The 23,866-nt window shown below is 45.1% G+C and carries 27 protein-coding genes; 5 read left to right on the top strand and 22 right to left on the bottom strand.

Annotated features, from left to right (window positions below; genetic code table 11):
• Positions 1 to 74: 74 nt before the first annotated feature.
• The 17 genes from QQ041_RS01875 to QQ041_RS01795 all read right to left on the bottom strand — a co-directional run bounded on the left by QQ041_RS01875 (position 75) and on the right by QQ041_RS01795 (position 15,761).
• The gene (locus QQ041_RS01875; RefSeq protein WP_048661920.1) at positions 75 to 1,298 is read right to left on the bottom strand and encodes a beta-ketoacyl-ACP synthase; all 1,224 of its coding nucleotides are present in this window, start codon (positions 1,296 to 1,298) and stop codon (positions 75 to 77) included.
• The gene (locus tag QQ041_RS01870) at positions 1,295 to 2,020 is read right to left on the bottom strand and encodes a 3-ketoacyl-ACP reductase FabG2 (protein ID WP_048659793.1); all 726 of its coding nucleotides are present in this window, start codon (positions 2,018 to 2,020) and stop codon (positions 1,295 to 1,297) included. The genes QQ041_RS01875 and QQ041_RS01870 overlap by 4 nt, the downstream gene beginning before the upstream one ends.
• Complete coding sequence (locus tag QQ041_RS01865) at positions 2,017 to 2,481, bottom strand: hotdog family protein (protein WP_146492341.1); 465 nt, start codon at positions 2,479 to 2,481, stop codon at positions 2,017 to 2,019. The genes QQ041_RS01870 and QQ041_RS01865 overlap by 4 nt, the downstream gene beginning before the upstream one ends.
• Positions 2,474 to 3,673: a beta-ketoacyl-[acyl-carrier-protein] synthase family protein gene (locus tag QQ041_RS01860; RefSeq protein WP_285952989.1), complete on the bottom strand. Its 1,200-nt coding sequence runs from the start codon at positions 3,671 to 3,673 to the stop codon at positions 2,474 to 2,476. Before QQ041_RS01860 ends, QQ041_RS01865 begins: the two co-directional genes overlap by 8 nt.
• A 5-nt stretch (positions 3,674 to 3,678) precedes the next feature.
• Positions 3,679 to 4,302 (bottom strand): DUF3261 domain-containing protein, encoded by a 624-nt coding sequence (locus QQ041_RS01855; RefSeq protein WP_285952988.1) that lies wholly within the window; start codon positions 4,300 to 4,302, stop codon positions 3,679 to 3,681.
• Positions 4,299 to 6,671 (bottom strand): MMPL family transporter, encoded by a 2,373-nt coding sequence (locus QQ041_RS01850; protein ID WP_285952987.1) that lies wholly within the window; start codon positions 6,669 to 6,671, stop codon positions 4,299 to 4,301. Before QQ041_RS01850 ends, QQ041_RS01855 begins: the two co-directional genes overlap by 4 nt.
• Complete coding sequence (locus QQ041_RS01845; protein ID WP_285952986.1) at positions 6,643 to 7,341, bottom strand: outer membrane lipoprotein carrier protein LolA; 699 nt, start codon at positions 7,339 to 7,341, stop codon at positions 6,643 to 6,645. Before QQ041_RS01845 ends, QQ041_RS01850 begins: the two co-directional genes overlap by 29 nt.
• Complete coding sequence (locus QQ041_RS01840) at positions 7,328 to 7,831, bottom strand: thioesterase family protein (protein WP_285952985.1); 504 nt, start codon at positions 7,829 to 7,831, stop codon at positions 7,328 to 7,330. Before QQ041_RS01840 ends, QQ041_RS01845 begins: the two co-directional genes overlap by 14 nt.
• 38 nt (positions 7,832 to 7,869) lie before the next feature.
• A complete protein-coding gene (gene hutH / locus QQ041_RS01835) occupies positions 7,870 to 9,417 on the bottom strand; it encodes a histidine ammonia-lyase (RefSeq protein WP_285952984.1) in 1,548 nt (515 codons plus the stop codon).
• Positions 9,395 to 11,200 (bottom strand): glycosyltransferase, encoded by a 1,806-nt coding sequence (locus QQ041_RS01830; protein WP_285952983.1) that lies wholly within the window; start codon positions 11,198 to 11,200, stop codon positions 9,395 to 9,397. The genes hutH and QQ041_RS01830 overlap by 23 nt, the downstream gene beginning before the upstream one ends.
• The gene (locus QQ041_RS01825) at positions 11,193 to 11,555 is read right to left on the bottom strand and encodes a 3-hydroxyacyl-ACP dehydratase (protein WP_146492334.1); all 363 of its coding nucleotides are present in this window, start codon (positions 11,553 to 11,555) and stop codon (positions 11,193 to 11,195) included. Before QQ041_RS01825 ends, QQ041_RS01830 begins: the two co-directional genes overlap by 8 nt.
• 88 nt (positions 11,556 to 11,643) lie before the next feature.
• The gene (locus QQ041_RS01820; RefSeq protein ID WP_285952982.1) at positions 11,644 to 13,032 is read right to left on the bottom strand and encodes an AMP-binding protein; all 1,389 of its coding nucleotides are present in this window, start codon (positions 13,030 to 13,032) and stop codon (positions 11,644 to 11,646) included.
• Between the two features lie 6 nt (positions 13,033 to 13,038).
• Positions 13,039 to 13,596: a septation protein IspZ gene (locus QQ041_RS01815; RefSeq protein ID WP_146492332.1), complete on the bottom strand. Its 558-nt coding sequence runs from the start codon at positions 13,594 to 13,596 to the stop codon at positions 13,039 to 13,041.
• Positions 13,596 to 13,853, bottom strand: coding sequence for an acyl carrier protein (locus tag QQ041_RS01810; RefSeq protein ID WP_004739745.1), 258 nt, complete (start codon positions 13,851 to 13,853; stop codon positions 13,596 to 13,598). The genes QQ041_RS01815 and QQ041_RS01810 overlap by 1 nt, the downstream gene beginning before the upstream one ends.
• Positions 13,854 to 13,863: 10 nt before the next feature.
• Positions 13,864 to 14,124, bottom strand: coding sequence for a phosphopantetheine-binding protein (locus QQ041_RS01805; protein WP_004736154.1), 261 nt, complete (start codon positions 14,122 to 14,124; stop codon positions 13,864 to 13,866).
• Between the two features lie 105 nt (positions 14,125 to 14,229).
• Positions 14,230 to 15,000, bottom strand: a complete 771-nt coding sequence (locus tag QQ041_RS01800; RefSeq protein ID WP_146492331.1) for a 1-acyl-sn-glycerol-3-phosphate acyltransferase — start codon at positions 14,998 to 15,000, stop codon at positions 14,230 to 14,232.
• Entirely contained in the window at positions 15,000 to 15,761 is a 762-nt protein-coding gene (locus QQ041_RS01795; RefSeq protein WP_285952981.1) for a beta-ketoacyl synthase chain length factor, read from the bottom strand. Before QQ041_RS01795 ends, QQ041_RS01800 begins: the two co-directional genes overlap by 1 nt.
• 72 nt (positions 15,762 to 15,833) lie before the next feature.
• Between QQ041_RS01795 and QQ041_RS01790 the strand changes: the two genes are divergently transcribed.
• Genes QQ041_RS01790 through QQ041_RS01780 form a run of 3 tightly spaced genes read left to right on the top strand, consistent with a single transcriptional unit; the run spans position 15,834 to position 18,592 of the window.
• Positions 15,834 to 16,223 (top strand): hypothetical protein, encoded by a 390-nt coding sequence (locus QQ041_RS01790; protein ID WP_019824137.1) that lies wholly within the window; start codon positions 15,834 to 15,836, stop codon positions 16,221 to 16,223.
• 29 nt (positions 16,224 to 16,252) lie between these two features.
• Positions 16,253 to 17,326 (top strand): methyltransferase, encoded by a 1,074-nt coding sequence (locus tag QQ041_RS01785; RefSeq protein WP_285952980.1) that lies wholly within the window; start codon positions 16,253 to 16,255, stop codon positions 17,324 to 17,326.
• 24 nt (positions 17,327 to 17,350) lie between these two features.
• A complete protein-coding gene (locus QQ041_RS01780; protein ID WP_285952979.1) occupies positions 17,351 to 18,592 on the top strand; it encodes an NAD(P)/FAD-dependent oxidoreductase in 1,242 nt (413 codons plus the stop codon).
• 128 nt (positions 18,593 to 18,720) lie between these two features.
• Here QQ041_RS01780 and QQ041_RS01775 read toward each other — a convergent pair whose 3' ends face one another.
• Positions 18,721 to 19,227: a hypothetical protein gene (locus QQ041_RS01775; protein ID WP_061019773.1), complete on the bottom strand. Its 507-nt coding sequence runs from the start codon at positions 19,225 to 19,227 to the stop codon at positions 18,721 to 18,723.
• Between the two features lie 139 nt (positions 19,228 to 19,366).
• On the bottom strand, positions 19,367 to 20,500 hold the full coding sequence (locus tag QQ041_RS01770) for a flagellar assembly protein FlgT (RefSeq protein ID WP_146492327.1): 1,134 nt from the start codon (positions 20,498 to 20,500) through the stop codon (positions 19,367 to 19,369).
• Between the two features lie 192 nt (positions 20,501 to 20,692).
• Between QQ041_RS01770 and QQ041_RS01765 the strand changes: the two genes are divergently transcribed.
• Both QQ041_RS01765 and flgP read left to right on the top strand, forming a co-directional pair.
• On the top strand, positions 20,693 to 21,328 hold the full coding sequence (locus tag QQ041_RS01765) for a FlgO family outer membrane protein (RefSeq protein WP_004736167.1): 636 nt from the start codon (positions 20,693 to 20,695) through the stop codon (positions 21,326 to 21,328).
• A gap of 9 nt (positions 21,329 to 21,337) precedes the next feature.
• Positions 21,338 to 21,769, top strand: a complete 432-nt coding sequence (gene flgP / locus QQ041_RS01760; RefSeq protein WP_060983616.1) for a flagellar assembly lipoprotein FlgP — start codon at positions 21,338 to 21,340, stop codon at positions 21,767 to 21,769.
• Between the two features lie 294 nt (positions 21,770 to 22,063).
• Here the strand turns inward: flgP and QQ041_RS01755 are convergent, their stop codons facing one another.
• The 3 genes from QQ041_RS01755 to flgA form a co-directional block, all read right to left on the bottom strand.
• Positions 22,064 to 22,489 (bottom strand): flagella synthesis protein FlgN, encoded by a 426-nt coding sequence (locus QQ041_RS01755; protein WP_017064136.1) that lies wholly within the window; start codon positions 22,487 to 22,489, stop codon positions 22,064 to 22,066.
• A 62-nt stretch (positions 22,490 to 22,551) separates the two neighbouring features.
• A complete protein-coding gene (gene flgM, locus QQ041_RS01750) occupies positions 22,552 to 22,869 on the bottom strand; it encodes a flagellar biosynthesis anti-sigma factor FlgM (RefSeq protein WP_285952978.1) in 318 nt (105 codons plus the stop codon).
• 178 nt (positions 22,870 to 23,047) lie between these two features.
• On the bottom strand, positions 23,048 to 23,794 hold the full coding sequence (gene flgA / locus QQ041_RS01745; protein WP_285952977.1) for a flagellar basal body P-ring formation chaperone FlgA: 747 nt from the start codon (positions 23,792 to 23,794) through the stop codon (positions 23,048 to 23,050).
• Between the last annotated feature and the right edge of the window lie 72 nt (positions 23,795 to 23,866).

Below are 23,866 nucleotides of genomic sequence, written 5' to 3'. Positions count from 1 at the left end.
TAGAATCAAAAAAGGGTCAGTAACTTGGTTACTGACCCTTTTTATTTGTCTTGAGTTTTGTCTAATAAATAAACTTAAATCTTTTTGAAGATAATAGATGTGTTAATGCCACCAAAGGCAAAGTTATTGCTCATCAGATATTCAATATCCAATTCGCGACCAGAACCTGTAATGTAATCGAGTTTGCCGCAGCGTTCGTCGATGTTCTCAAGGTTTAAGGTTGGGCTGAACCAGCCGGAATGCATCATCTCCAAGCTTAACCAAGCTTCAATTGCACCACATGCGCCAAGCGTATGGCCGAAGTAGCTTTTCAATGAACTGATTGGCACTTCTCCGAAAATATTCGCCGTCGCATTACTCTCTGCAATATCACCTTTTTCAGTCGCCGTTCCGTGCGCAGAAACATAGCCAATTTTCTCAGCAGGAAGCTGTGCATCTCTTAGTGCTTTCTCCATACAGATTTGCATGGTTTCCATCTGAGGTTGGGTCACATGAGCTGCATCGCAGTTGCTGGCAAAACCGATGATCTCAGCGTAGATTTTTGCACCACGAGCGATTGCATGTTCGTACTCTTCGAGAATAAGCGTACCGGCACCTTCACCGATAACCAAGCCATCGCGCTCGCTGTCGTATGGGCTAGGGGATTTTTTGGGCGTGTCGTTTTTTAAACTGGTAGCAAAAAGGGTATCGAAAACGGCAGACTCAGTTGGACATAGTTCTTCACCACCACCGGCAACCATCACGGTTTGGTAGCCGTGCTTAATTGCTTCATAGGCGTAACCAATAGCTTGGCTTCCTGAAGTGCATGCACTGCTGGTGGGAATCACGCGGCCGCGCAGTCCAAAGAACAGACCTACGTTTACCGCAGCAGTGTGTGGCATCATTTGTACGTAGGTTGTCGCCGTGATCGCTCGTGTCGATTTCTCGTTCAGCATCACGCCAAACGCACCAACGGCGTCGGTACTGCCGGTTGAAGAACCGTAAGCGATTCCGGTTTCGCCATTGGTTAATACATCGTGACCAATTAAGCCAGCTTGTCCTAAAGCATTTTCTGTCGCAACGGTGGCTAGGCGCGATACACGACCCATGCCACGCACTTGCTTACGCTTATAGTGTTTTGGCAGTTGAAAGTCATCAATTGGTGCGGCAAGCTTAGTATTGAGTCCATCATATTGCTCAAAACTTGGCATATATTGAGTCGCATTTTCACACGCTTTCAGCTTTGGCTCGATTTGTTGCCAGTCGTTACCAAAGGCAGTAACACCTGACATACCAGTTACAACAACGCGGCGGGTCATACTAAGCCTCCATTGACTGAAATCACTTGGCGAGTAACGTAGCCTGCAATATCAGACATTAGGTAACTCACTAGTCCTGCTACTTCTTCTGGCTCACCCATTCGGCGCAGTGGTACTTGAGGAAGTGCATGATCTTTCACGTGCTCGTCAACCATACCGGTATCGATTAAGCCTGGAGCGACACAGTTTACTGTGATTTTGCGTTTTGCGAGCTCTAGAGCAAGGGACTTAGTTGCCCCAATCACACCAGCTTTCGCTGCAGCATAGTTAGTTTGTCCGCGGTTACCCATGATGCCTGATACAGACGCTAGAGTGACGATACGGCCGCCTTTGCGCTTTTGGACCATAGGCATTACACAAGGGTGAAGTACGTTGTAGAAGCTGTCTAGGTTGGTATGGATCACGCCATCCCACTCTTCTTCTGTCATAGCAGGGAATGCAGTGTCGCGAGTAATGCCTGCGTTGTTTACCACACCATAGTAAGCGCCATGTTCAGCAATATCAGACTCAAGCGTTTTGCGACATTCGCTGCGGTTGCTGATATCAAATTGGATAAGACGCCCAGCACCACCCAGTTCGGTGATCGACTGCAATGTCTCTTCAGCGCCTTGCTTGTCACCCATGTAATGAACGGCGATTTCAAATCCGTCTTTCGCGAGTTGAATAGCGATCGCTTTACCAATGCCTTTGCTGGCACCGGTGACTAAAACCTGACGGGTCATGATGGGCTCCTAGTTTTCATTTCTTGTAATTTTTGTTCGGTCGGCACGTAGACGTTGAGCTGGCATTGAGCCACCAACTCGCCTTGGTCTTCCACTCTGGCAGTAAACACGGCCATGCCACTGTCTTCCATAAGCTGTTCGGCATAGACGTCAAGGGTCTGACCTTGAGTAAACTCATCACACAGTGATTTGTAGCGACGAGAACCGAGCAGGAAGCCGATAGGGGGAGTGGTGCCGTTTTTGATTGCATGGTATCCAGACCACGCCGCTACAGACTGCGCCATAAACTCGATGCCAACATAAGCTGGGACCGTTTGAGATTCGGCATTAAAGAACAGATTATGGTCACCAATATCGACCTGACAGTGGATCGACAACGCCTCTACGCTGATAGCACGATCGATTAATATCATCGGATCATCGTGAGGAAGAAGTTGGTCTACAGAAGGGATATCAGTCATTTACTACACCAAAAATCAGGCTAATGTTGTTACCACCAAAAGCAAACGAGTTGCTTAAGATATTCTTTACTTTAAGTTTCTGGGAACAGTTTACCAAATCAATCTCAATATCTTCAGCTTTATCCTGACATTTTTGTAAGGGAAGCGGTAAGTCGTATTTCAAAATATGCCATGCAATTGCAGCCTCTATCGCACTTGCGGCTCCAAGAGTATGCCCTGTGAGCGGCTTGGTTGAGCTAACGGGAACCTTGTTTGCAAAAATACGATGAATGGCTTTGCTTTCCATTGAATCATTGAGTGGCGTTGCGGTGCCATGGGCATTGATATAACCGATCTCTTCTGCTTGTAATTGAGCAGAATCTAACGCTTTTCTCATCGCTTGTTCCGCGCCATTTCCTTCTGGGTGGGGCGCTGAAATATGGTGTGCGTCGGAGCTGTCACCACAGCCTAATAGGGCAATTTGAGGTGTGTTTTGAGTAGAATGAACACGCTTGATCTTGGTTTTACTGAGCAACATAAATGCTGCTGCTTCACCAATATTGATGCCATCTCGAGATTCGCTAAATGGCTTACAATGTTTGGTTGAAAGGGCTTCAAGACCATGGAAACCATTGAGTGTCAGCTTACACAAGGTATCCACACCACCTACTAATACGGCATCAGCCATGCCTGAATCTAACAAGCGCTGGGCGGTCAGAAACACGCGACCGCTGGATGAGCAAGCCGTAGAGATGACATAGTTTGGCCCCGTTAACGCGCAGTATTGGCTAATGAACTCAGAAGTGTCACCAAGCTCTTGTTTTGAGTAATGGTAATCTTCTGGAAACTCACCGTTTGTCAGTTTTTGTTTGAAGGCCGCTTCACCATCGGAGATACCAGAGGTGCTGGTGCCTATAACAACAGCAATACGGTCTGCGCCAAACTGTGCCTTGGTAAGTTCAATAGAATCTTTGATTTGGTTGAGAGCTGATAACGCCAGCTGATTGTTGCGAGTGGCATACTTCACGAGGGTGGATGGAACCTCTGGTAGCTCACCTGCGATTTTTCCAACGACAGTGTGTTTGCCGTCGTTCAGCATATCGCTCACTTCAACCATGTTTGGTTCACGTTCGTCTTTTAGGCAGGCATGAATGTCAGTAATACTTGAGCCTAGCGCTGAGTGGAAACCACAGTCTTGGATATAAATAGGCATAGTGTTTAGCTCTTACTTGGGTTATCGACAATCGTTGAATTCAACGTTTGTATAGTAATGGTGTAGCCTTGGATCAGATGCTTGAAAACAATCTCTCTAGAGATCTTTGGTTCGCCGACTTTTACTTGATATTCAATACGAATGATGGCTTGTTGGTTGTCGTCAAAAACGGTTCTTGTTTTGTCGGTATCGACTAGGTGCCAATCTATGCTTTGTAAAGGCTGAGCCCAGGCTTCAGCTGGCCATAGGGTCAACATTAAATTGAATAGCACCTGTTCGGGCTGTGGCAAAGTTGCGCCAAGCCCAGACAAAACCTGCGTATCAATCACTTGATTTTGGTATTGCAGTGATAAGATGCGAGTACCCCAAGAAGAAAAACCCGCCAAAACCACTTTATCCGCTGTCACTTCGACTTGAACAGGAAGTTGCTGCGTATCGTTTTGCCATGTTGCGCTGATTAGCTGACTGGCCGTGAGGGAGTATCCCAGTTCAGCTGGTAATGGTAGTGCTAGCTCGGTGTCATTGTTGATAGACACACTCGCGCCTGTAGGTTGCTGAGAAACCATCGAGCAGGCACTGAGCAGAATACCGACTAGCGTGACGAAGGTTACCTTTAATGTCTTGATCATCTAAAAGCCTCTCGAGAGGTTGGTCGTTCTACGCTTTTGCCACTGTTGATCGCGAGTGGAGAAAGTAGCCAAGCGACAAAAATCCCTGTCAGAACCGTCACCCCGAAGCTATGAATGGCGTGAGTCTGACTCAGCGACAGTAAGCCAAACGAAAGCAGCGTCGTGAGGCCGGATAAGCTAATAGCGAGCAAGGTACTGAGCGATTTTTTCTGTTCGGCAAAGAATAAGGTGTAGTCGATGCCAATCCCTAAAATCAGAATCAAGCCTAGTAGATTAAACAGGTTCAACGTTGAACCTAAAATGCCAGTGACCGCTAAACCTGCTACGCCTGCAATTAATGAAGGCAACAGCATTACTAGGCTTTGCTTCACACCATAACGCCAGCCTAAAACCATCCCAATAGCCGCCAACGCTATCAATAATAACTCTGTGATCTTGACTCTGTATTCCGTAAAGAGAGCAGATATTTCATCGGCTTTATTGAGGTATTTAACACCTTGTTGCTGAGCAAAGCTTGAATCGAGCCATTGAGAGAACAGCTCTGAGTTTGTGACGTCTTTGATCAAAATGACCGATGCTGCTTGGCCGTCGATTGGGTTTAACCAAAGTGGTCGAACAGGCTCTGAGACTGGAGACCCCAAAAATCCAGATACCGTAATTGCTTCGAACTTCGGTAATTCTGGAAAGCTAGGCCAACCTAAAGTGTTTTGTAAGATATGGCTTTGTTGGTTATAGAGTTGTTCAACCAATTGGTAGTTATCATGTTGTTCTTGCTTGCTTAACAAGTGCTGATTGATGCTACGATATCCGGAGATACCTTGTCGATCGACTAGGGAATCTAAGCTCGTGGTAACTTCTGCCAGTTTTTTGAGTAGCTTTTGATCACTCTTTGCGGTCACCAGGAGCATATTTTGACCATTGCCTAGCCCTGATATCTCAGTGATGGCTTGCTCTTGCTGTTTTAGTTGCTCTGGCATCGCCTGAAGTTGGCGGATATCGTCGTCGTAACGAACTTGACTGAGTGATATCAAGCTAACGACAGTTACCGTTAATGGTAAGCCAATTCTAAATTTTTGGTTGTTCCAGATACTTAACCAAGCATGCCAAAGCTTCGACAGGGGAAGTGGGCGCTCTTGGCTTGGTTTTGCCGCTAAAACCGGATACCAACACACCACACTGGCGTAAGCTGCGATAAGTCCAATCGACGAAAAAAGAGCAAGTTGCTGTAAGCCTGGGAAAGGCGCCACCAACAGACCTAGGTAGCCAATCAAGCTGGTGATCAGACCCAAGGTGATCGCAACGAGAATATGTTTCAACCCTTTGTCGCTTTGCCATTGATTACCAGCCGCCAAACGATCGGTTAGGTAATGGAAAGAGTAGTCGATGGATACGCCAATCAAGCTGGCACCGAACACCAAACTAAATAGGTGAACTTTGCCGAAGATAGCGACGGTGCTTGCCAGCGCGACCAATAAGCCGGTACTGATTGAAAGTAAGGATAAGGCAAGTGGTATGGCACTACGAAACGTCAACCACACCAATAAAATAACACCGGCTAATGAGCCCAAACCAATAGTACTGATTTCTGATTTCGCGCTTTCGGTACCGTAATTGGCGTAGAACACCACACCGGTATGCTGCACTTTGATGTCAAATTGTTTTTCGACTTCGCGCTCAATTGAATCAAGATCGGGAAGTTGCTCTTGAATCGCCAAGCTATAAGGCGAGCCAGCCAGTGTAGCCGTCACCAAAATATGAGTTTGCTCATTAGATTGAGCGGTGAGGTATCCCTCTTTCAGAACAAAGTTACTTGATTGAACGCCAACAGCACTGATGTAGTCGCGAAATAGTAGAAATGGATCCATCGACAGTTCGGCTGCAGTCACGCCTGAGAACGGATTGTACAGAGACTGAATGACGTATTGAGCTCGCGAATCCGGCGAGTGTGTCAGCGTCTCTTTTTGTTGCTGGGTCAGAAGTTGAGCTCGGTGACGAAAATAGAAATCGCTCCACTGGCTTTGAGTGCTGGCGTTGATTTTCCCTTGAACTTGCTTAAACAGAGTTGGCTGGCTTGAGAAGGTTCTTTGATTGAGTTTTTTTTCAAAAGCGTCAGTCGCTGTCATGGCTTTTTCGATGTCGGGGGCGCTGATGATAAACACTACTTGCTCGCTCATCGAGCTGGATATCTGCTGAAAGGCTTGCTCTACCATTGGGTCTTGCTGGTTTTCTGGTAGTAACTTTAGAATGTTGCTTTCAATCGGTACCGACGAAGAAAAAGCGAATTGTTTTATTAACAATCCGCTAAATAGCACTACGATAACAAGCCAAACAAAGGCCAGACTAGAGTTGGAATTGTTGCGCTTCAGCATCTGATAATACTTCCGGTAGATGGCTTAATTGGCTAAATTCGATCACCGTGCTGTCTCCACGAATCTCTCTCAACTCAATACGTTCAATATCATTTTTACCTTGCAGCGTAATGGCTTCAAACACCGCGTTCATCGGAGCACTTTTCGGCTTTAGTGTGAGTGTCCATCGTGTGTCTTGTGAACTTGCGTTTGCACTTTCATCAGTGTTTGTAGTGGTTTCGGGCTCAAAATCGAGTGCGAACTGTTCTTGAAGTTTTTGCGTATCACCATGGAATACCGACAAGAAGATATGGCTAAAATAAAACGCCATTGGGTTTTCTTTGTCAGTAATAATCTTAGCGGGTTGATCTGCAAACCTTTGGCTCAGCTTATTATCGGTTAGTACTAGGCTCACAGGAAAGGGGGTTGCTTGCGTCCACAGCAAACCACTCGACTTATCTAATAAAAACGTGCCTTGTGACGTCAGAGGTTGGGCGAACATTTCCATGTTACGTGTTTGAGTAAACTTACCACGGACAATGCTATTGGCGCTCAATACGGCTTGCAGCTCTGAAACTGAACCGACGGCAACCGTGCTTTCACTAGCACCTGCAAAGCTACTCGCCATCATAGAAGCAAGCCCCAGTAGCGCGATACTGATGTGTTTGCGACTGCTTTTAAACAGACTCATGTTTCACCTGCTGTGGATTAGAGGCTTGAGATTGATGTTCAGCAGCTAGAGGTAAGCAACCGAATTGGTGCCAGTGCTCGACTTTGTCGGTAAACACTTTCGGTGAAGCGAAGCACATCTCTTGTTCTTCGATGGTCACTGCAACCTGCATAGTGTGGGCGCGTGTCATGCGAGCGCCCGTGTTAGCATCATGAATCTCGTAGTCAACACGCAGGCGGTTTTCCCATTCAGTCAACTTAGCCGATACCTTGATCTGATGATTGAACGGTATCGCCTTAATGTACTTTACACGCGTGTCGATGATCGGCCACATGTAGCCTGAGTCCTTCATCTCATGGTAGTTGTACTCAATCTTATCCATCATGATGCGCCTTACTTCTTCAAAAAATCGGAAGTAATTACCGTGATAGATCACGCCCATCGGGTCGGCATCTTGGAATGAGGTAATCAGAGTCACCTCAGATTGTAATGGATGAAGGATTTCAGACATAAATCGCTCTCAACATATTGCGTAAAGGGTTAGCTACTCTATGAGTAAAGTGACCAGTGCTGACTTTGAATACGAGCAATGAAGTGGCGTAGATCGCCTTCAAGTGGTCGGTCTTCAACGATAAATTCAAACTCTTTAAGCACTTCGTCGCGAATATGCTTTAGGTTCTCACTCATGTGGTGCTCATCAAGCTCATTGTGGCGTTTACGAAGCTCAAGCGCTTGTGTACCCGCCAGAAGTGACGCTGCCGCTACTTGTTCAGTCAGTTCAAGAACGCGTAAGCAGTCACGAGCCGCAATGGTGCCCATGCTGACTTTGTCTTGGTTGTGACACTCGGTTGAACGAGAGAACACGCTTGCTGGCATGGTGTGTTTCAATGCTTCTGCTGTCCAAGCTGAAACGCCAATCTGTACCGCTTTGAAACCGTGGTTGATTGGTTTACGTTCGCCTTCAGCACCTGTTAGGTTAAATGGTAAGCCGTTGTTGAACTTGTAATCCATCAACTGCGCCATTTGGCGATCAAGTAGGTCTGCAAGGTTGGCTACCGCTGTTTTTAGGGTATCCATTGCCATTGCGATATGACCACCGTAGAAGTGTCCACCGTGCAATACGCGCTCGTTGTCACCGTCGATAATCGGGTTGTCGTTAGCACTGTTTAGTTCGTTCTCGATCATTTGGCGTAGCCAAGGTAGAGAGTCTTGAACCACACCAATCACATGCGGAGCACAACGCAGAGAGTAACGATCTTGTAGGCGGTCACTGTTACGTGGTGGACGGTCGGCTTGCAGGTCATCACGTAGCCATGTCGCAACTTGTTGCTGGCCTGGATGTGGTTTAACAGCAAATAGCGCTTCATCGAAGTGGAAGTCGTTGCCATGCATGCCGACAGATACCATTGCGGTGATCTTAGTTGATAGCTGAGCTAGGTATTCTGCGCGTTTGTAGGCGATACAAGCCAGTGCAGTCATCACTGATGTACCATTCATCAATGCTAAGCCTTCTTTTGGCTTGAGTTTGATAGGGCTAATGCCTAGCTCTTTGTAGACATCACTGGTTGGGCGAACTTCACCCTTGTAGATAACATCGCGCTCGCCGATCAGGGCTGCAGCTAAGTAAGAGAGAGGCGTCAAGTCGCCACTAGCACCAACAGAACCTTCTTGCGGAATACGCGGTGAAATATCTTGGTTGATCAGGGTAACGATTTGATTGAGCAGATCGTGAGTCACACCGGAGACACCTTGCGACAACGAACAAAGACGCGTTGCTAATACTGCACGAGCTTGCTCATGAGACAGTATTTCACCTAAGCCACAACCGTGGAAGCGCGTTAGATGCAATGGCAATTCATCAACAAGGTTTGGTGGAATTGCTACGGTACATGAATCTCCGTAACCCGTTGTCACGCCATAAATCACGCCTTCTTCTTTCAACAGGCGTTCTAAGAAAGCGACACCTCGGTCAATCTTAGATGTGAACTCGTTACTTGAGTTCATCGAGGCTTTTGCGCCCTGTGAAATAGCGACAACATCCTCAATCGTGAGGCATTCGGCACCAAAAGTGATGCTATTTGGATTCTTTTTCGTCATGGTGCTTGCTCAGTGTCCAAAAATTAAAAAAGTTGTACCACTGAAGCGGTGCTTGCAGTGTGTAGTGCTGAAGTCGGTTTGCGTATTTCTGCACGACTTGCTGTAAAGATTGTTCGCGAGTCTTTCTAGGTAATTCTATTTTGTCGCTAAAATGCTCGAAATAGACATTAAAGTGCGGCTTAGTTCGTGAGTCATCACGTAGGCCAAACAGTAAAAATACGGGTGCTTTTAGCACAGAGGCTAACATAAATGGACCTTGAGGGAAGGGTGCTTCCTTACCTAAGAACTCTGCCCATACCGAGCGGCTCTCTTTGCTGGTGGAGGTTCGATCGCCAACAATTACGATCCATTCTCCTTGCTCCAACTTCTGTTGTAATAAGATAGCCGTATCTGGTCCCATCGATGTCACTTGAATCAGGTTTAAATCAGACTGCGGGTTAACTGCTTTCATTACTGAATTAAAACGCTCAGCGTGCTCAGTGAAAACCAGAGCGTTGATTTTAATGTTCGAGTGTCGGCGGCCTAAAGCGCGACACAATTCGATGTTGCCTAGGTGAGAACCTAAAATCAGCACACCTTGCTTATTTTCCACCATGCTCTCAAATTGCTCTTGACCATGAATGGTCAGGTTATCGACCGAAAAGTCTCCTTTCCATGCCGCCAGCTTGTCTAACATAGTATGACCAAACGAGAGCAGATGGTTATAACTGTTTAATTCAGCGGGTAACTCGATATTCTGTTGCTCTGCGTATGCCTTTAGCTGGAACAAGTATTGCTCAGAAGCGTTTCGCGCGCGTTTGCCTGTTAAGTGGTAGTAACGCATCACACCACGCAAAATCAGGTTAAATACACCACGACCTAATAGGGTATAAACCGCCAACAGCAGTTTGATGCCGATTACGGTGCCGCGTTCTTGAGTGCGAGACCAATGGGGTTGTTCTGACTCGTTGTTGTTTGATCCAGTCGATGAATCTTGTTTTTGACCATCTTCAGCAGACGTTGATTTGAAATGGCGAGCAATCAGCTTGGGTGCTCTTGGCAGCATGCCGAAGAACAGTCGCGTGTGCATCCAACTGATTTTGACGTTATCCCACAACGCATCGAAATGAGAGATGCCGTTTTCAGGATAGATAACCCGAGTTTCAACGAAGTCGATGTCACAACCTTCCCAATACAGGCGAACCAAAACCTCGATATCGAAGTCCATTCTCGAACCAACATCGTACTTATTCAACACTGTTTGAGTTTGGTGGATGGGATACGCTCTAAAGCCACACATGCTGTCTTTAATTGATAAAGAAAGGGTTTCTATCCATACCCAAATGTGTGTCGCGTAGCGCCCATAGAGCCTTGCCTTGGGCACGCTGTCATCGTAGATAGGCTGACCTGATATCAAGCGCTGAGGTTTGTCTTGCGAAGTTTGGATTAATGCGGGTAGTGCTTCTAGGTCGTGTTGCCCATCAGCATCAATCTGGATGGCATGACTAAAGCCGAGCTCTTGCGCTCGCTTGATGCCAGCCTTTACTGCGCCGCCTTTGCCTTGATTCTGTTCAAGCGTCACCAAAGTCACGCGTGAGTTTTCCGCTAGAGGAGTCAGAAACTGTTTGGTCGCGAGCTCACTGCCATCGTCAACGATGATGATCGGCAACTCAAAATGATGGAGTGACGACACCACTTCAGGCATGGTTACGCCATGGTTAAAGCACGGGATAAGGAAGCAAGCATTATAGCTGCTTTCTTTTGTTTGGTGCTGAGAAGTAGCCTCGACGGGAGTGCTATTCACTTTTCTCTCCCAGCTTCATTTTGCCTGAAGAGTGGGTCTGTTCACCGCTGTTTGAGGTGTAACTGAAGCTCAGCTTATTTTTGTCAGCATCCCATTTGAGTGATAGCTGAATTGTAGCGTCAGGCAGGATAGGCTCTTGGAACTTGATGACTTCCATGCCTTTAAAGAAACCAGGGACGTTTAGCTCTTGGACAGCGTAATGAAGTGCCCAATCAATTTGCGTGACGCCCGGTAGAATTGGGAAGCTCTTGAAGTGTCCCTTAAAATCGGTGATATCTCCGCTAACATTAAGTGTCAGGGTCGATTCATTTTCTACAGTGTCTACCGCAATGACGGTTGGTTTTCTATTATCCATAGGGCGTGCTTAGAATCCTTGGGCAAATATTGGTTCTTTGACAAAAATATAAAAAGATAATCTCAGTGTAAAATACGATCAGCGGTTTCTATGATTTTATTAGCTGTTCTATGTGAGATGTTAATCGCTTACCTTGGCTGTTGAGGGGAATCTCATCGACAACACGGTACTTTCTTGGGATAGCGATTGGCTCTAACCACTTTCTTAGCTCTGTGCGCAGCATCAGCCAGAATTTACCTTTACTCATAGTTGATAGAGTGGCTTGGCCTTCATCTGATAATACCAAAACCGACGCCAAGATTAAGCGCTCCGGCTCTTCAAATGGAATCACCACGCATTCACTTATCCAAGGTAGTTGTTCAAGTCGCTTTTCGACTTCAACCAGTGATACTCGTTTTTCTTCTATCTTGATCACTCGGTCGGTTCGGCCTTTCAATATAAATTGATTCTCCGAGACCATTTCGCACTCATCGGCGGTTTGATACCAGTTATTGTTATCGATGTAGGGCGACAATAACTTAATGCAATTCTCACTGTTGAGATTTGCCTCAATACAGTCAAAAAGTTGCCAAGGTGTTTGAGCGCTTTCTTGCTGGCGAAATGCGATGCCACCAGTTTCTGTGCTGCCAAAAACCTCGATAGGTAAATGACCCAGCAGATTTTGTGATTGATGAGCCGATTCAGTGGGTAACGGTCCACCTGAAGAGAACACACCAGCAAGCTGCGCGGTATTGGTCTCATGCTTTAATCGTTTGAGTAGAGCAGGGCTGCTGATCAGCACACAGTTTTTATTGGCGTGAGATAGAATCTGTTCAGGGTACTCAAGATTGTTTTTCGCAAATGGAACGCCAGAACAGAGCGGCCAAAAGATTCGAAACAGCAAACCATAGATATGTTGATGTGAAACCGTGCTGTGAACTCGATTACCCTTGAGTAATTCGCCCCAGTTCTTATCTAGCTGAGCAGTTTCTATATCTAGATGTTCTAGTGTTTTATTGATTGCCTTCGGCGTGCCGCTTGAACCTGAAGTAAACAGGGTCAATTGGATTGCTGCCAAATCAATGTCTGGAAGATTATCAGTTAGAGGTTTTTGCGCTTCGGCGTCTGAATCCAATAAGGTTTGGAGATTGCGAACGTCACTCACTTCAACTTCGCCAATTGAGTCATCAACTAACAGACAGTCAAAATGTTCACTCAGCTCGGCAAGCGCACAAGGTTGATAGTTACCTGGCAAGATGATGTGTTTGTGACTGACTGCGCACGCTAAAAAGGCCACCGAAAATAGGTAGCTGTCTTGGGTACAAATCGCGACTCGTTGAAAAGGGGATAAAGACAAAAGTTGTACGAGTTGAGATAAGTTGTCGTTAAATGTTTGCCACGTAATCTCGCTGTTGTCGTCAAAGCAAACAATAGATTCAGGGGCTCTGTCCTGGCTGAGAAGCTCAGACAACGAGGTGTAAGATACGGTTTGGGTCATAACAATTTAACTCTGACGAATGCGCTGTCTTACTACCCACTCTCCTGCAAAGAGTAACCCTGCGAATAAATAGCTGAGTAAGCCATTGTATAGGGTCCATACTTCTAGCGGTTGGAAGCAGGTGTAAAGAGCAATAGAGCCATTGATAACAAAGAACAAACACCAAGCTTTGGTGACTTTTCGTGTGTAATCAACGCCACTTTGTGGAAGTTCAGGCTCTTGAAGGCGAGCAAGACGCTCGATAATCGTTTGTGGTTGCCAAAGGCTCGAAGCGAATACCACCAGCATACAAACGTTAACGATCACGGGGTAATAGGTTAGCCAGCCATGCTGCTTGAAGGTTAATCCTAATGCCAGCAGAACAATACCGGCACTTCCACTGATCCAAGCTAAGTGTTTTAGCTCTTTGATTTTAGCCTGACCGCCGGTGAAAATGCGGACAGCAAAGATAGCGGCCAAGGCAATTCCAACGGTTTGTAAGCCAAACTTGTTGAGCCCAAAGTAAACCGCTATTGGATAAGTAAAAAGTATGATTGCCGACAGTAAAGTCAGCAGAGGGCGCATTAGGCGTCCTTCAATAGTTCAACCACAGATTCGACAACGTCATTCACGGTGCGTACTGCTTTGAACTCTTCAGGTTTGATCTTCTTACCTGTTACGTTCTGTAGGTGAACGACCAAATCAACCGCATCAATGCTGTCTAGGTCTAGATCGAGATAAAGGTGTGCTTCAGGAGTAATATCTTCCGCATCAAGCTCGAACAGCTCAATAAGCGCATCTTTAACTTGGTTGTATACTTCTTGTTGGTTCGCTTGTGTCATAAAGATTTGTCTAGTTGTTCGTTTGAGAAGAGATGTAGTTCGCTAGATTTTCAACTGACGCAAAGTGCTGTCGAGTATTTGAATCGTCGGCATCAATAACAATATTGTACTTTTTCTTGATAGCAAGGCCAAGCTCAAGGGCATCGATAGAATCTAGTCCAAGTCCATCACCAAATAGTGGAGCTTCCGTTTCAATCTCATCAATACTCATATCTTCAAGGTTCAATGCGTCGATGATTAGTTGTTTCAGTTCGTTGTGTAATGTTTCCACTTTGGCCTACTTAATGCTTTATTTGAATGCTGCTTTAAGGGGGCGATTCTACATTATATGAGGTATTTTCGAAATGCCGATATCGCCTGTTATGTTATTGATACGCTAAATGTTTTCTTCGGAAGGGAAAATTGTTTGTGCAAGATGATGATTAAGGCGCCTTGCTGCCGAAGTTAAATTATTTGAGCCTTCAATAAATGGTTCGACTTCTATTTTACCTTTCACCGCGACATGAAAAAAGGGCTTCGTCGCAGGAACTTGATACCATTTTTTCTCTTTCGTTAAGAATGTCGGAGAAACAGTAATATGGATCACGCGTAAATCGGTTTGTGTTCGAGTCGCGATTTGTGCCGCCCCACGCTGTAAGGATGGTTCAATTCCTGGCGTTGTGCGAGTTCCTTCGGGAAAAACAAGCAAGACATTACCGCGTGAGAAGCGCTCTTCACAGCGATCTAAAAGATCGTCAGGGGCTTGGTTGGGTATATAACCTGCTGCTTTGACAATCCTTTTCATAAAAGGGTTTTCCCAAATAGCGGCCTTAACGAGGCAATCACATTGAGGAAGTTGAGAGGCGATCAATACATAGTCAATCAAGCTAGGGTGATTGGCGACGATGATGCAGTTACGATCTTCACGTAATAGATCCGCACCATCAATTCGGTAATCAATTGCCCCGGTAAATTTCATGATCTGGCAAAAGGCGTTGAATGAGAAACGGATTAATCGCTGTGCTTTAAGCTCTCTTTTAATAGTATTGGGAGTCGTTAAAGCGATAGTCGGTAAGATTAAGAAGCTTAATATTAAGCCTCCGAGACCAAAGATGGTAAAGCAGAGCCCTGTCGCAAATACTCGCCAATATTGGTCGACTTTACTCATTATAGTGCCTCAGATCTTACGTTGTTTACCCACGACCATTGTTGCTGCTTGCCCGCAATAGTCCAGTTTGGTGTCTTCTGAAGAATATTATGCAGTGCTTTCAGAGCTTGTGGTAAGTCAGCAAGTGAGTCCTCAGCGTTCAACATTTTGGCATCTGTTACTCTAGATATAGAGTACTCACAACCAGCAGTAAGCACTATGCCCAGCGCATAATCAGCAAAGTTCTGTGTTTCGTACTCTTGGTAGAGTTCAGGCAGAGGTTGGTCGAAATCAACCACCAATACACGGTGTGACGGGTGCTGGTGAAGGTAAAGATAGGCTTCAATCAGTGCGTTATGGAAAGTGTCTTGTCCTGCGGCAATTGAGGTCAGTGGAATAGGTGCTTTTGCGGCAATTGTTGTTAACCCCGCAGCTGTATTGTGTACTGACTGAGAAAAAGCCATTGGAGAGGCGTCGTCACCTTCTAATATTGATTGAATTAAAGTCGCGGTTCGGTGTAGCTCACCATGTCGGCTGGCAAACACTAGATAATCAATAGAGGTGTCTTTCAAAAGGGTTAATGCGGTTTGGACGGCCAATTTGCTTTGCATACTCATTCGGCGGCGCATCATTGGAGGGATGGCTTTAAATTCAGTTGAGCCATCTTGAGGCCAGTCTAAATTAGTGCTCCACGTTTGCCATTCTGCAACGGAATTGAGACCGGCCGAATTTGCAGACCATTTCTCAATATTAAACGACATTAATTGGGATTGATTTGACATAGAGTATTGATTTGCTTTGGCTCTAACTAAATACTATGCGTGCTTATAAACAAACACAGATAAGGAATTTAAATGAAATTACTAAAAATAGCCGTTTCAATGTTATTCATATTCGTTCTTGCTGGATGTGGACGTGTCCAACCTGTAATGAATGTTGAGGATACTCCAGTTGCACTGAATCTTCAAAGTAAACAGGTGAAATCAGCTATTTATGAGTCTGCTGAGAACCGAGGCTGGTTGGTTTCAGAAATAAAGCCTGGTTTGATCCGCGCTGAATTGTATGTTCGTTCGCACCATGCTGTGGTTGAAATTCCTTATAGTGATAAGTTTTACTCTATTCTTTACGTTGAGTCAGAGAATTTGAAGTACGACGATGGTGAAATACACCGTAATTACAATCGTTGGGTTAATAACTTAAACGTTGATATTAAACGTAAGCTTGCACAAATGGCAGCTGAGTAACCCTCTATTATTTAAAAGTTAGGTTTTTCGTGTCGGAATATAAATTAGATCCATTCAATGCATTAGAAGCAAAAACAGAAGCGCAAAAGCTGTCTTTCGCTCCTATTGTTTTTCATACTGCTCGTACACTTCGTGATTTAGGTATTTTAAAAGCCTTAGATGATGCAGATAACGATGGTTTGCCAGCAGAGACGCTCTCTGAAATAACCGGTGTATCCGAGTACGGCGTGAAAGTTCTGCTCGATATGGCGTTAAGTGCCCATATTGTTACTTGGGAAAAACCTAACTATAAAATGGCCAACCTTGGCTTTTACCTTCTGCACGATGGCATGACCAACGCGAACATGGATTTCACTGCTGATGTTTGCTACGCCGCGATGATGCATTTAACGGAAGCGATTGAAGAAGGTACACCTGCCGGCTTGAAAGAGTTGGGTGACTGGGAAACCATTTACCAAGGTTTGTCTCAATTGCCAGAAAAAGCAAAAGAGAGCTGGTTCAAGTTTGATCACTTCTATTCCGATCGTTCGTTCCCTGTTTTGCTTGAGAAAGTCTTTAGCAAGAAACCTAAATCACTAGTGGATATTGGCGGTAACACGGGTAAGTGGGCAATGCAGTGCTGCAACCACGACTCAGATGTTGAGATAACGATTGTCGACTTGCCACAGCAACTAGAAATGGCAATGACAAACGCGACACAACATGGCCATCAAGACCGAGTGACGCCATTCCCAGCCAACATGCTCGACAAACAACAAGCGTTGCCGACGGGTGCAGATGTGTGGTGGATGAGCCAGTTCCTTGATTGCTTCTCGCCAATGGAGATTCTGAGCATATTAAAGCGTGTTCGCTCTCATATGTCAGAAGAGGCAACAGTCTATATCCTTGAACTGTTTTGGGATGCACAGAAATACGATGCGGCTTCTTATAGCTTAAACGCGACTTCTCTTTACTTCACTTGTTTGGCCAACGGCAACAGTCGTTTTTACCGCAGTGAAGATTTCTTAGAGATCGTTGAAGAAGCTGGCTTTGAAGTGGTGGCCCGTACCGACGATATCGGTCTTGGTCATACACTGCTTGAATTGAAAGCTGGCGCGCAATAAAAATAACAAACATGGCTTAAATTAATGAAAAAACTGTCAACTCAAGTAGTGATCATCGGAGCTGGGCCATCTGGGTCTATTGCCGCGTCTTTGCTTCATAAAAAAGGCATCGATGTTCGAGTGATTGAAAAGAGCCTTTTCCCGCGCTTTTCTATTGGTGAAAGCCTATTACCCGCTTGTATGGAAGTGATTGAACAGGCAGGGATGACTGATGCAGTAATCAACGCCAACTTCCAATACAAAGATGGCGCAGCCTTTCGTAAGAATGGTGTGTACACCGCGTTCAATTTTGAGGATAAGTTCTCTGCCGGGCCAGGAACCACCTTTCAGGTTCAGCGCGGTGCCTTTGATAAGGTGTTAGCAGACACTGCCGAGGCGCAAGGTGTTGCCATTGATTATCAACATGAGTTGACGGGCATTAACTTCACTGAAGACAGTACCATTTTAGACGTACAAGTGCTTGATGGAGAACGCTATCAGCTAGAAGCTCAATATGTGCTGGATGGCAGTGGCTTTGGTCGCGTGTTACCGAAGATGCTTGATTTGGAAGAGCCATCATCGCTTCCCCCACGCAAAGCTATTTTTACGCACATCAACGATCATATTTCAGCGACGGAGACAGACCTTGAGTATGACCGCAACAAAATCCTGATCTCGGTGCACCCAACCAACCCTGACGTTTGGTATTGGTTGATCCCGTTTAGCAATGGTGTCTCTTCGTTTGGTGTCGTAGGAGAGCCGAAGTTCTTTGAATCATACCCACAAGACAAGATTGCTGCTCTTAAACAACTGGCAATGGAAGAGCCGGGTTTAGCTGAGACTCTGGTTAATGCAGAATACCCTAACCCTGCGGGTGAAATCGGTGGTTATTCAGCTAACGTGAAGCACCTTGCGACAGACAAATACGCATTGCTTGGTAATGCGGGTGAGTTCCTTGATCCTGTATTCTCATCGGGCGTGACGATTGCGATGAAGTCGGCTCAGTTTGCGGTTGAGTGTGTGGAAAAACAGCTTAACGGCGAAGAGGTCGATTGGGAGCGCGATTATGCCGATCCGTTGATGGTTGGCGTAAACACCTTTAGAACATATGTTGAGGGGTGGTACTCTGGTACGCTGCAGGATGTGATTTTTTATCAAAATCCAAACCCGAAGATTAAGCAGATGGTGTGCTCAATTTTGGCTGGCTACGCATGGGATCAAACCAACCCTTATGTGAAAGAGTCAAAGCGTCGATTGGCGACACTGGCTGAGATATGCCGAAACTAGGTAATCGACTTTGTATGTAGCAATACTCTAAATTGTCACGATGGTTCGTCATAAACTAAAAACAGCCGCAATGTGCGGCTGTTTTTGTATCTGAAAAATATGGGTGGTCAACTTAATCGGATTTAAGCCTACTTCAGGTCGATGCTGTTCAATCGTCCCATAAATATAAGTAGTTCAATTACGTCTTTGTGAGCATCAAGCAGTGCACGTTTGGTTTGGCTATAAGCGGCAAGTCGGCCGTGCTTTCTGATTGAACATACCTTGGTTTTGTACTTGTAGTCACCATTCTCAGAGAAGACGCGCCACTTAGCTATGTAGCACTCGTCGCGGTGCTCAGGATCACTCTGAGTTGGGTTAGGCTTAAATACAATCTTAGGCTCTAAACTGTGAGGCAGACGCGTCATAAGATAGGGCTCTCTGAGAACCTTAGGCCAAAATTTGCCCCAAAGCTGTCTACCCAGTTCGTCTCTTAATTTGATGGTTTTCTTTAGTGCCTTGTCTTCACCCATACGAACAAAGCCGACCGAACGGTGTAGCACCTTATCTTCGGGAGTATGAATGTGGATTTTAAAAGCGGTTTTGCCTTTCGAGATAAAGCGGTAACCGGTAGCACCAATTAGATTATTCTGACTCATAGCTTGCTAAGTGATGATTATATTATTAATAAGATTACGACAAATACCGCGAAACCGAAACAAATCCCCATGAAAAAAATAAAGCCTTAGTACTTTTGCTAAGGCTTTATTAGAAACTATGAGACGAGAGTGTCGCTAACTACATGATTTTTTGCATTACATCACCAATTTGAATGCTTCCTGCAAGGCTTGGTTGGTCGATCGTAAGTTCTGCTTCGTTCTCGTAAACACGAGAAACCGTCAGCGTGATGTCGCTTTGCGACACTTTATTGCGCGGCAAGCCTCGTTGGTCGATAAACGAACCTGTGTGCCATAGCTGTAGTTTGTCACCCTGTTGTACACCGTGCATTCGACCTAAATCAATGGTCACCGTGTTACCAAATACCGCTGCAACCTCTGGAAGCGTGATCTTACATGACACTTCCGATTCCAAGTCCAACATAATATTGCGGCTAACACGCAGCATCATACTGCCGTAGGTTGATGCCCAGAAACGGGCACTGCGGGTGTCGACTTCACTAGTCTTAGCAAATGGCCACTTTGCCACTTCACGATAGCTACGGTTGTAAACCTGATGTCCTGTTTTGCCATCGAAGACTTGCATCTCTAAAGCAAACTGACGATTGATGATGTCGTCTTTCAAAAGTTTGGACTCGATGGTCGCGGTTAAATCGGTAATATCGCCACCAATGATGTACTGCGCGCCAGTGTCTTGGGCGATCATTTTGATCACCTCAGGTCGACGTTTGTCGATGTCGTAATTGGTCGTGCCAACGGAAACAAAGCTGCGAGACTCTTGTGCTAGCTGTCGATCCACGACATGGCCAAAATCATCGCCAATATTATAAATTCTGCCCATTACCGCTTGTTGTGGGGAGGTCACATCAATGTTGCCGACCAAAAATGTCTTTTTATATTGGCTCTCATGGCAAGCATTTGCCGAAGGATAGATATCGATCCTTGCAGTGATCATTATATTGCCACTACGCTTTTTCTCTTTTTCTACCAAGATGTAGCGCACTTCGTGGTTGGTAAATTGATATTCCTTTTTCTTCCCATCTAGATACGGCGTGAGGTTGGCAATGCTTCCGATGTCGGCTCCTGAGAACTGAATAGCCTTGTATACTGCGTCTTCTAGTGCATGGATTCTTGCCGTCTCTTCTGACGACACTATGGTTGCAGTACCGGTAACTTCATACCAGGAGGCATGAGCACTGAAGCTTATTGTTATCAGTGAACTTATTGAAAATAAGTAAGAAATTATTTTTTTCATCTATTCGTTACCAGTTGGGTATAAATATTGCTTAACAAATAACTATAAGCTTGAAGCTGACTTAAGTGCGATTTTCTTAATCTGAACCATTAATGAAAAGCAAAGACTGTTCCAACATTGTAATCCATTGAAAAGAATAATGGTGAGAACATATTGGAACAGGTAGCACTAAATATATCTGGAGATTAGAGAATGAAAAAATGGCTCGTAGTAATGAGTGTCATGTTACTGACATCATGCGCTTATTCGCCGATCTATAACGGCAAGTCTGAATATTCAGGCAGTCAGTTTATGTTGATGGACAGCCCTCGTCATACTATGGATTTTTTCGTGGAAAGTATGACTGAAGATTTGATCATTTCGAATACAAGTATTTCAGCTAGAACGCCGATAGCGATCACTTCGTTTGTTGATTTGCAACATATGGATACAACGAATTGGCTAGGAAACTCGGTATCAGAAGGCTTCATTCATCAGTTTCAGCGTCGTGGCTTCAAGGTTGTTGACTTCAAAACAACCGGTTCTATTCAAGTGACTCACCAAGGTGACTTTGCGTTAAGCCGCGATTGGAAAGACTTAGCTCAAGAGCAAGACGTTCAATACGTACTAACAGGCACCATGCTTCGACAAGAAGGCGGTGTGTTAGTAAATGCCCGTGTTGTTGGCATGCAAACTCGTATTGTTGTGGCGTCTGCACAGGGCTTCTTACCTGCGGATCGTATTGGCCGTGACCTAGATACTCTGAATAGTATTCGAACTCAAGATGGTGTAATTATTCGCTCTGATCCAACGATGACCCAGCCTTATACTGTCATTCTTCGCCCTTAGGAGTTCGAGATGAAGAAGTTAATATTTGTTGTTGCCGCTTTACTGCTTGTTGGCTGTCAACCACTGCAAAACATGAGGCCAGACGATTTCTTGGTTGCCGTTGGTTATGCCAGTATCAGTGAACAAAAAGGGCGCAACGACGAAGAGAAGCGCATCCGCGCAATGAGAGCTTCAAAAATTGATGCTTACCGTGAACTTGCTGAGCAAGTCTATGGTATGCGAGTGAGTGGTCGAGCAGAGCTTGAAGATCAACGCCTTGGTACAGAACGTACTTCTGGTGCGGTTGATGGTGTAATTCGTGGCGCAGAAGTAGTACGCAGTTACCCTGTAGGTGATAGTTATGTCACTGAGCTTCAGCTCGATATTCGTAAGATGGAACAACTACGTAATTACGGCGAAGTTCAGCCAGTACCTGAAAAGAGACAACAAACGCTGTTCTAGTTTCGGTGTTTGAATCGAATATTCAAAGATATTGGCTGTCACTCGCTTTCCAGATGGCGTATCGGCAACCAATAACTAATATCAATGTAAAAGCGGCAAGTATGAAAATACTTGCCGCTTTTTTGTTTATCGATTTTGTAGAGCGTTCAAAGGCTGATTAGGTGTTTTGATAAAAGATAATGATGGGAATAGTCTGAGATACAGATACAGATACAGATACAGATACAGATACAGATACAGATACAGATACAGGCAGAAGGTTAATAATGGGTATTACTGAAGAGGGAGGCTTAACTAGGCTTTTACATTGGTTCCCAGCGTAGAAATGGTATGTGTTTGGCCACCTGCATTGTAGGTCATGCCAATTTTACCGTGGCTTTGTTGCATCATATTGCTGAGCTTTTTGAAGCTAAGGTGCGCTCGATTCAAGGCTTCCCCATTAACAAGGTTCGCTTGCTGGCAGTCGTGCACTATGGACTGGATCTTTGTGACTAACTGAGCAAGTTCAGGATTCTCGGTCAGTTCTGAGATATTGGTATGGGCAGCGATTCGTTGATCGGTTGATCTTAGCTGTTCAACAAGAACCACTTTTTCTTTGGCGATTCGCTCAATATCATTGGATTGTCGGCTCGTGATCGCGGTTTTCTCTGAACTTAATAATTCAGATAAGGCTTTGGCATTTTGAAGTTGAAAATTAACTAAATCTGCTAGTGCCGCCATAACGTAAACCTATCAATAACCTCGTGTGCTTTAAGTTAACCACTTAATCTAAGGGTTAGTGCTTAAAGACCTTTTAATTCGTTTTCGAACTTGATCATGTTGTCAGCCAGTTTTTCTGGATCAACCGTGTATGAACCGTTCGCAATTGCTTCTTTGATCGCTGCCACTTTCACAGAATCAAAGCTTGGCTGTGCTGCCATGTCTTGATGGAGTTGACCAATCGCTTTGCCTTGTTGGCTTAGAGAAACCGCATCCTTGCTTGTTGGTGATTTAGTTGATACATCAGAGCGTGATGCCTCAGAACTAGAATCAGAGCGTACTGCTGATCGGTTAGTGGTCGTTAGGGATTGCCCTGAACGAATATTATCAATGCCTGCCATAGTTAAGCCTTTTTCTTCAAAAATGGGAACCTGTACAGTCAATATCGACCAAGGGTTCGAATACTTTAGCAATTTTTAGCTCAATAGTCGAAAAGGGACAAAACACCGCCGCCGTTATATTTGGCGTTAGAGTTGAGAGCAAAATAGCTAACGATACCGTCAATTTAGAAGTAGATAGTTAAAAGTAAACTGTGACTTCAGACATGCTGGTAACAATCCCCTCAATTATACGCTGTGATTTATCATTTTTCACTCTTACTTGATCGCCCATAGAGCCATCGGTAAGTGCTGTGCCTTTGGTGGTAATGGTCATGCCACCTTTTACTGCCTGTATGATAACCTTCTCGTTTCGGCATACGACACAGATATCGCCTCTTTCAACTACATCACCGGGTCTCAGGTTCTTTTTTACCTTAGCGCCGATGACTTGTTGTGGAGCGGTGAAACCTTGGCGACGAAATTTGTTAAGAGAAATCATAGCGGTGGTGACATCGTATTGACCGACGATTTCGCCTCTCGCGAGTGAGCGAGTGGTGGTAACAAGGGGCACTGACATCGAAAGACGCACGGGTACATAAACGCGCCATTCATCAGGAATACATTGCACTAAAACCGTAATGCTGCTGCGGGTATTGGTGGTGGTTGAGGCGCTGGTCTCTAAAGGTGCTGGACAGTCTGTCGCTTTGATTCTTGAGTCAACATTTGCTGAATTTACAAAGAGTTCACCGCCTTGTGTCTGCTCAACCGTATCAAGGATGTGTTGCTCTGCTGCTGACTGAATCATCTCAATTTGTTTTGGGGTCGCAGCTTGTACAAAAAAACTAAACAATATTGATAAAATGCCGATAAACTTAGCGACAGTTTTAAAAGTAGCTCTACACATTGCTATGGAAAGAGGTGGCAAATTTGTTTTATAATACGTCATTCCGTTTCTCTGGTGGTTCGTAGCCTGCAGTAGACTAACACTTTTTATACAAAAAAGTTTGATATGGAGATG

The organism is Vibrio sp. TMPB1044 (assembly GCF_030442075.1).
Taxonomy (GTDB): Bacteria; Pseudomonadota; Gammaproteobacteria; order Enterobacterales; family Vibrionaceae; genus Vibrio; species Vibrio satsumensis.
Note: the sequence above shows the minus strand (reverse complement) of the source record. Positions and strands in the feature narration are given on the sequence as shown.

Bases quoted from the DNA above. Each gene is read 5' to 3' on its own strand.
- flgA (WP_285952977.1), bottom strand. From the start codon at position 23,794: ATGACGTATTATAAAACAAATTTGCCACCTCTTTCCATAGCAATGTGT.
- QQ041_RS01825 (WP_146492334.1), bottom strand. From the start codon at position 11,555: ATGGATAATAGAAAACCAACCGTCATTGCGGTAGACACTGTAGAAAAT.
- QQ041_RS01810 (WP_004739745.1), bottom strand. From the start codon at position 13,853: ATGACACAAGCGAACCAACAAGAAGTATACAACCAAGTTAAAGATGCG.
- QQ041_RS01850 (WP_285952987.1), bottom strand. From the start codon at position 6,671: ATGCTGAAGCGCAACAATTCCAACTCTAGTCTGGCCTTTGTTTGGCTT.
- QQ041_RS01845 (WP_285952986.1), bottom strand. From the start codon at position 7,341: ATGAGTCTGTTTAAAAGCAGTCGCAAACACATCAGTATCGCGCTACTG.
- QQ041_RS01790 (WP_019824137.1), top strand. From the start codon at position 15,834: ATGAAATTACTAAAAATAGCCGTTTCAATGTTATTCATATTCGTTCTT.
- QQ041_RS01840 (WP_285952985.1), bottom strand. From the start codon at position 7,831: ATGTCTGAAATCCTTCATCCATTACAATCTGAGGTGACTCTGATTACC.
- QQ041_RS01775 (WP_061019773.1), bottom strand. From the start codon at position 19,227: ATGAGTCAGAATAATCTAATTGGTGCTACCGGTTACCGCTTTATCTCG.
- QQ041_RS01815 (WP_146492332.1), bottom strand. From the start codon at position 13,596: ATGCGCCCTCTGCTGACTTTACTGTCGGCAATCATACTTTTTACTTAT.
- QQ041_RS01855 (WP_285952988.1), bottom strand. From the start codon at position 4,302: ATGATCAAGACATTAAAGGTAACCTTCGTCACGCTAGTCGGTATTCTG.
- QQ041_RS01865 (WP_146492341.1), bottom strand. From the start codon at position 2,481: ATGACTGATATCCCTTCTGTAGACCAACTTCTTCCTCACGATGATCCG.
- QQ041_RS01780 (WP_285952979.1), top strand. From the start codon at position 17,351: ATGAAAAAACTGTCAACTCAAGTAGTGATCATCGGAGCTGGGCCATCT.
- flgP (WP_060983616.1), top strand. From the start codon at position 21,338: ATGAAGAAGTTAATATTTGTTGTTGCCGCTTTACTGCTTGTTGGCTGT.
- QQ041_RS01770 (WP_146492327.1), bottom strand. From the start codon at position 20,500: ATGAAAAAAATAATTTCTTACTTATTTTCAATAAGTTCACTGATAACA.
- QQ041_RS01860 (WP_285952989.1), bottom strand. From the start codon at position 3,673: ATGCCTATTTATATCCAAGACTGTGGTTTCCACTCAGCGCTAGGCTCA.
- QQ041_RS01765 (WP_004736167.1), top strand. From the start codon at position 20,693: ATGAAAAAATGGCTCGTAGTAATGAGTGTCATGTTACTGACATCATGC.
- flgM (WP_285952978.1), bottom strand. From the start codon at position 22,869: ATGGCAGGCATTGATAATATTCGTTCAGGGCAATCCCTAACGACCACT.
- hutH (WP_285952984.1), bottom strand. From the start codon at position 9,417: ATGACGAAAAAGAATCCAAATAGCATCACTTTTGGTGCCGAATGCCTC.
- QQ041_RS01755 (WP_017064136.1), bottom strand. From the start codon at position 22,489: ATGGCGGCACTAGCAGATTTAGTTAATTTTCAACTTCAAAATGCCAAA.
- QQ041_RS01870 (WP_048659793.1), bottom strand. From the start codon at position 2,020: ATGACCCGTCAGGTTTTAGTCACCGGTGCCAGCAAAGGCATTGGTAAA.
- QQ041_RS01875 (WP_048661920.1), bottom strand. From the start codon at position 1,298: ATGACCCGCCGCGTTGTTGTAACTGGTATGTCAGGTGTTACTGCCTTT.
- QQ041_RS01795 (WP_285952981.1), bottom strand. From the start codon at position 15,761: ATGTCAAATCAATCCCAATTAATGTCGTTTAATATTGAGAAATGGTCT.
- QQ041_RS01800 (WP_146492331.1), bottom strand. From the start codon at position 15,000: ATGAGTAAAGTCGACCAATATTGGCGAGTATTTGCGACAGGGCTCTGC.
- QQ041_RS01820 (WP_285952982.1), bottom strand. From the start codon at position 13,032: ATGACCCAAACCGTATCTTACACCTCGTTGTCTGAGCTTCTCAGCCAG.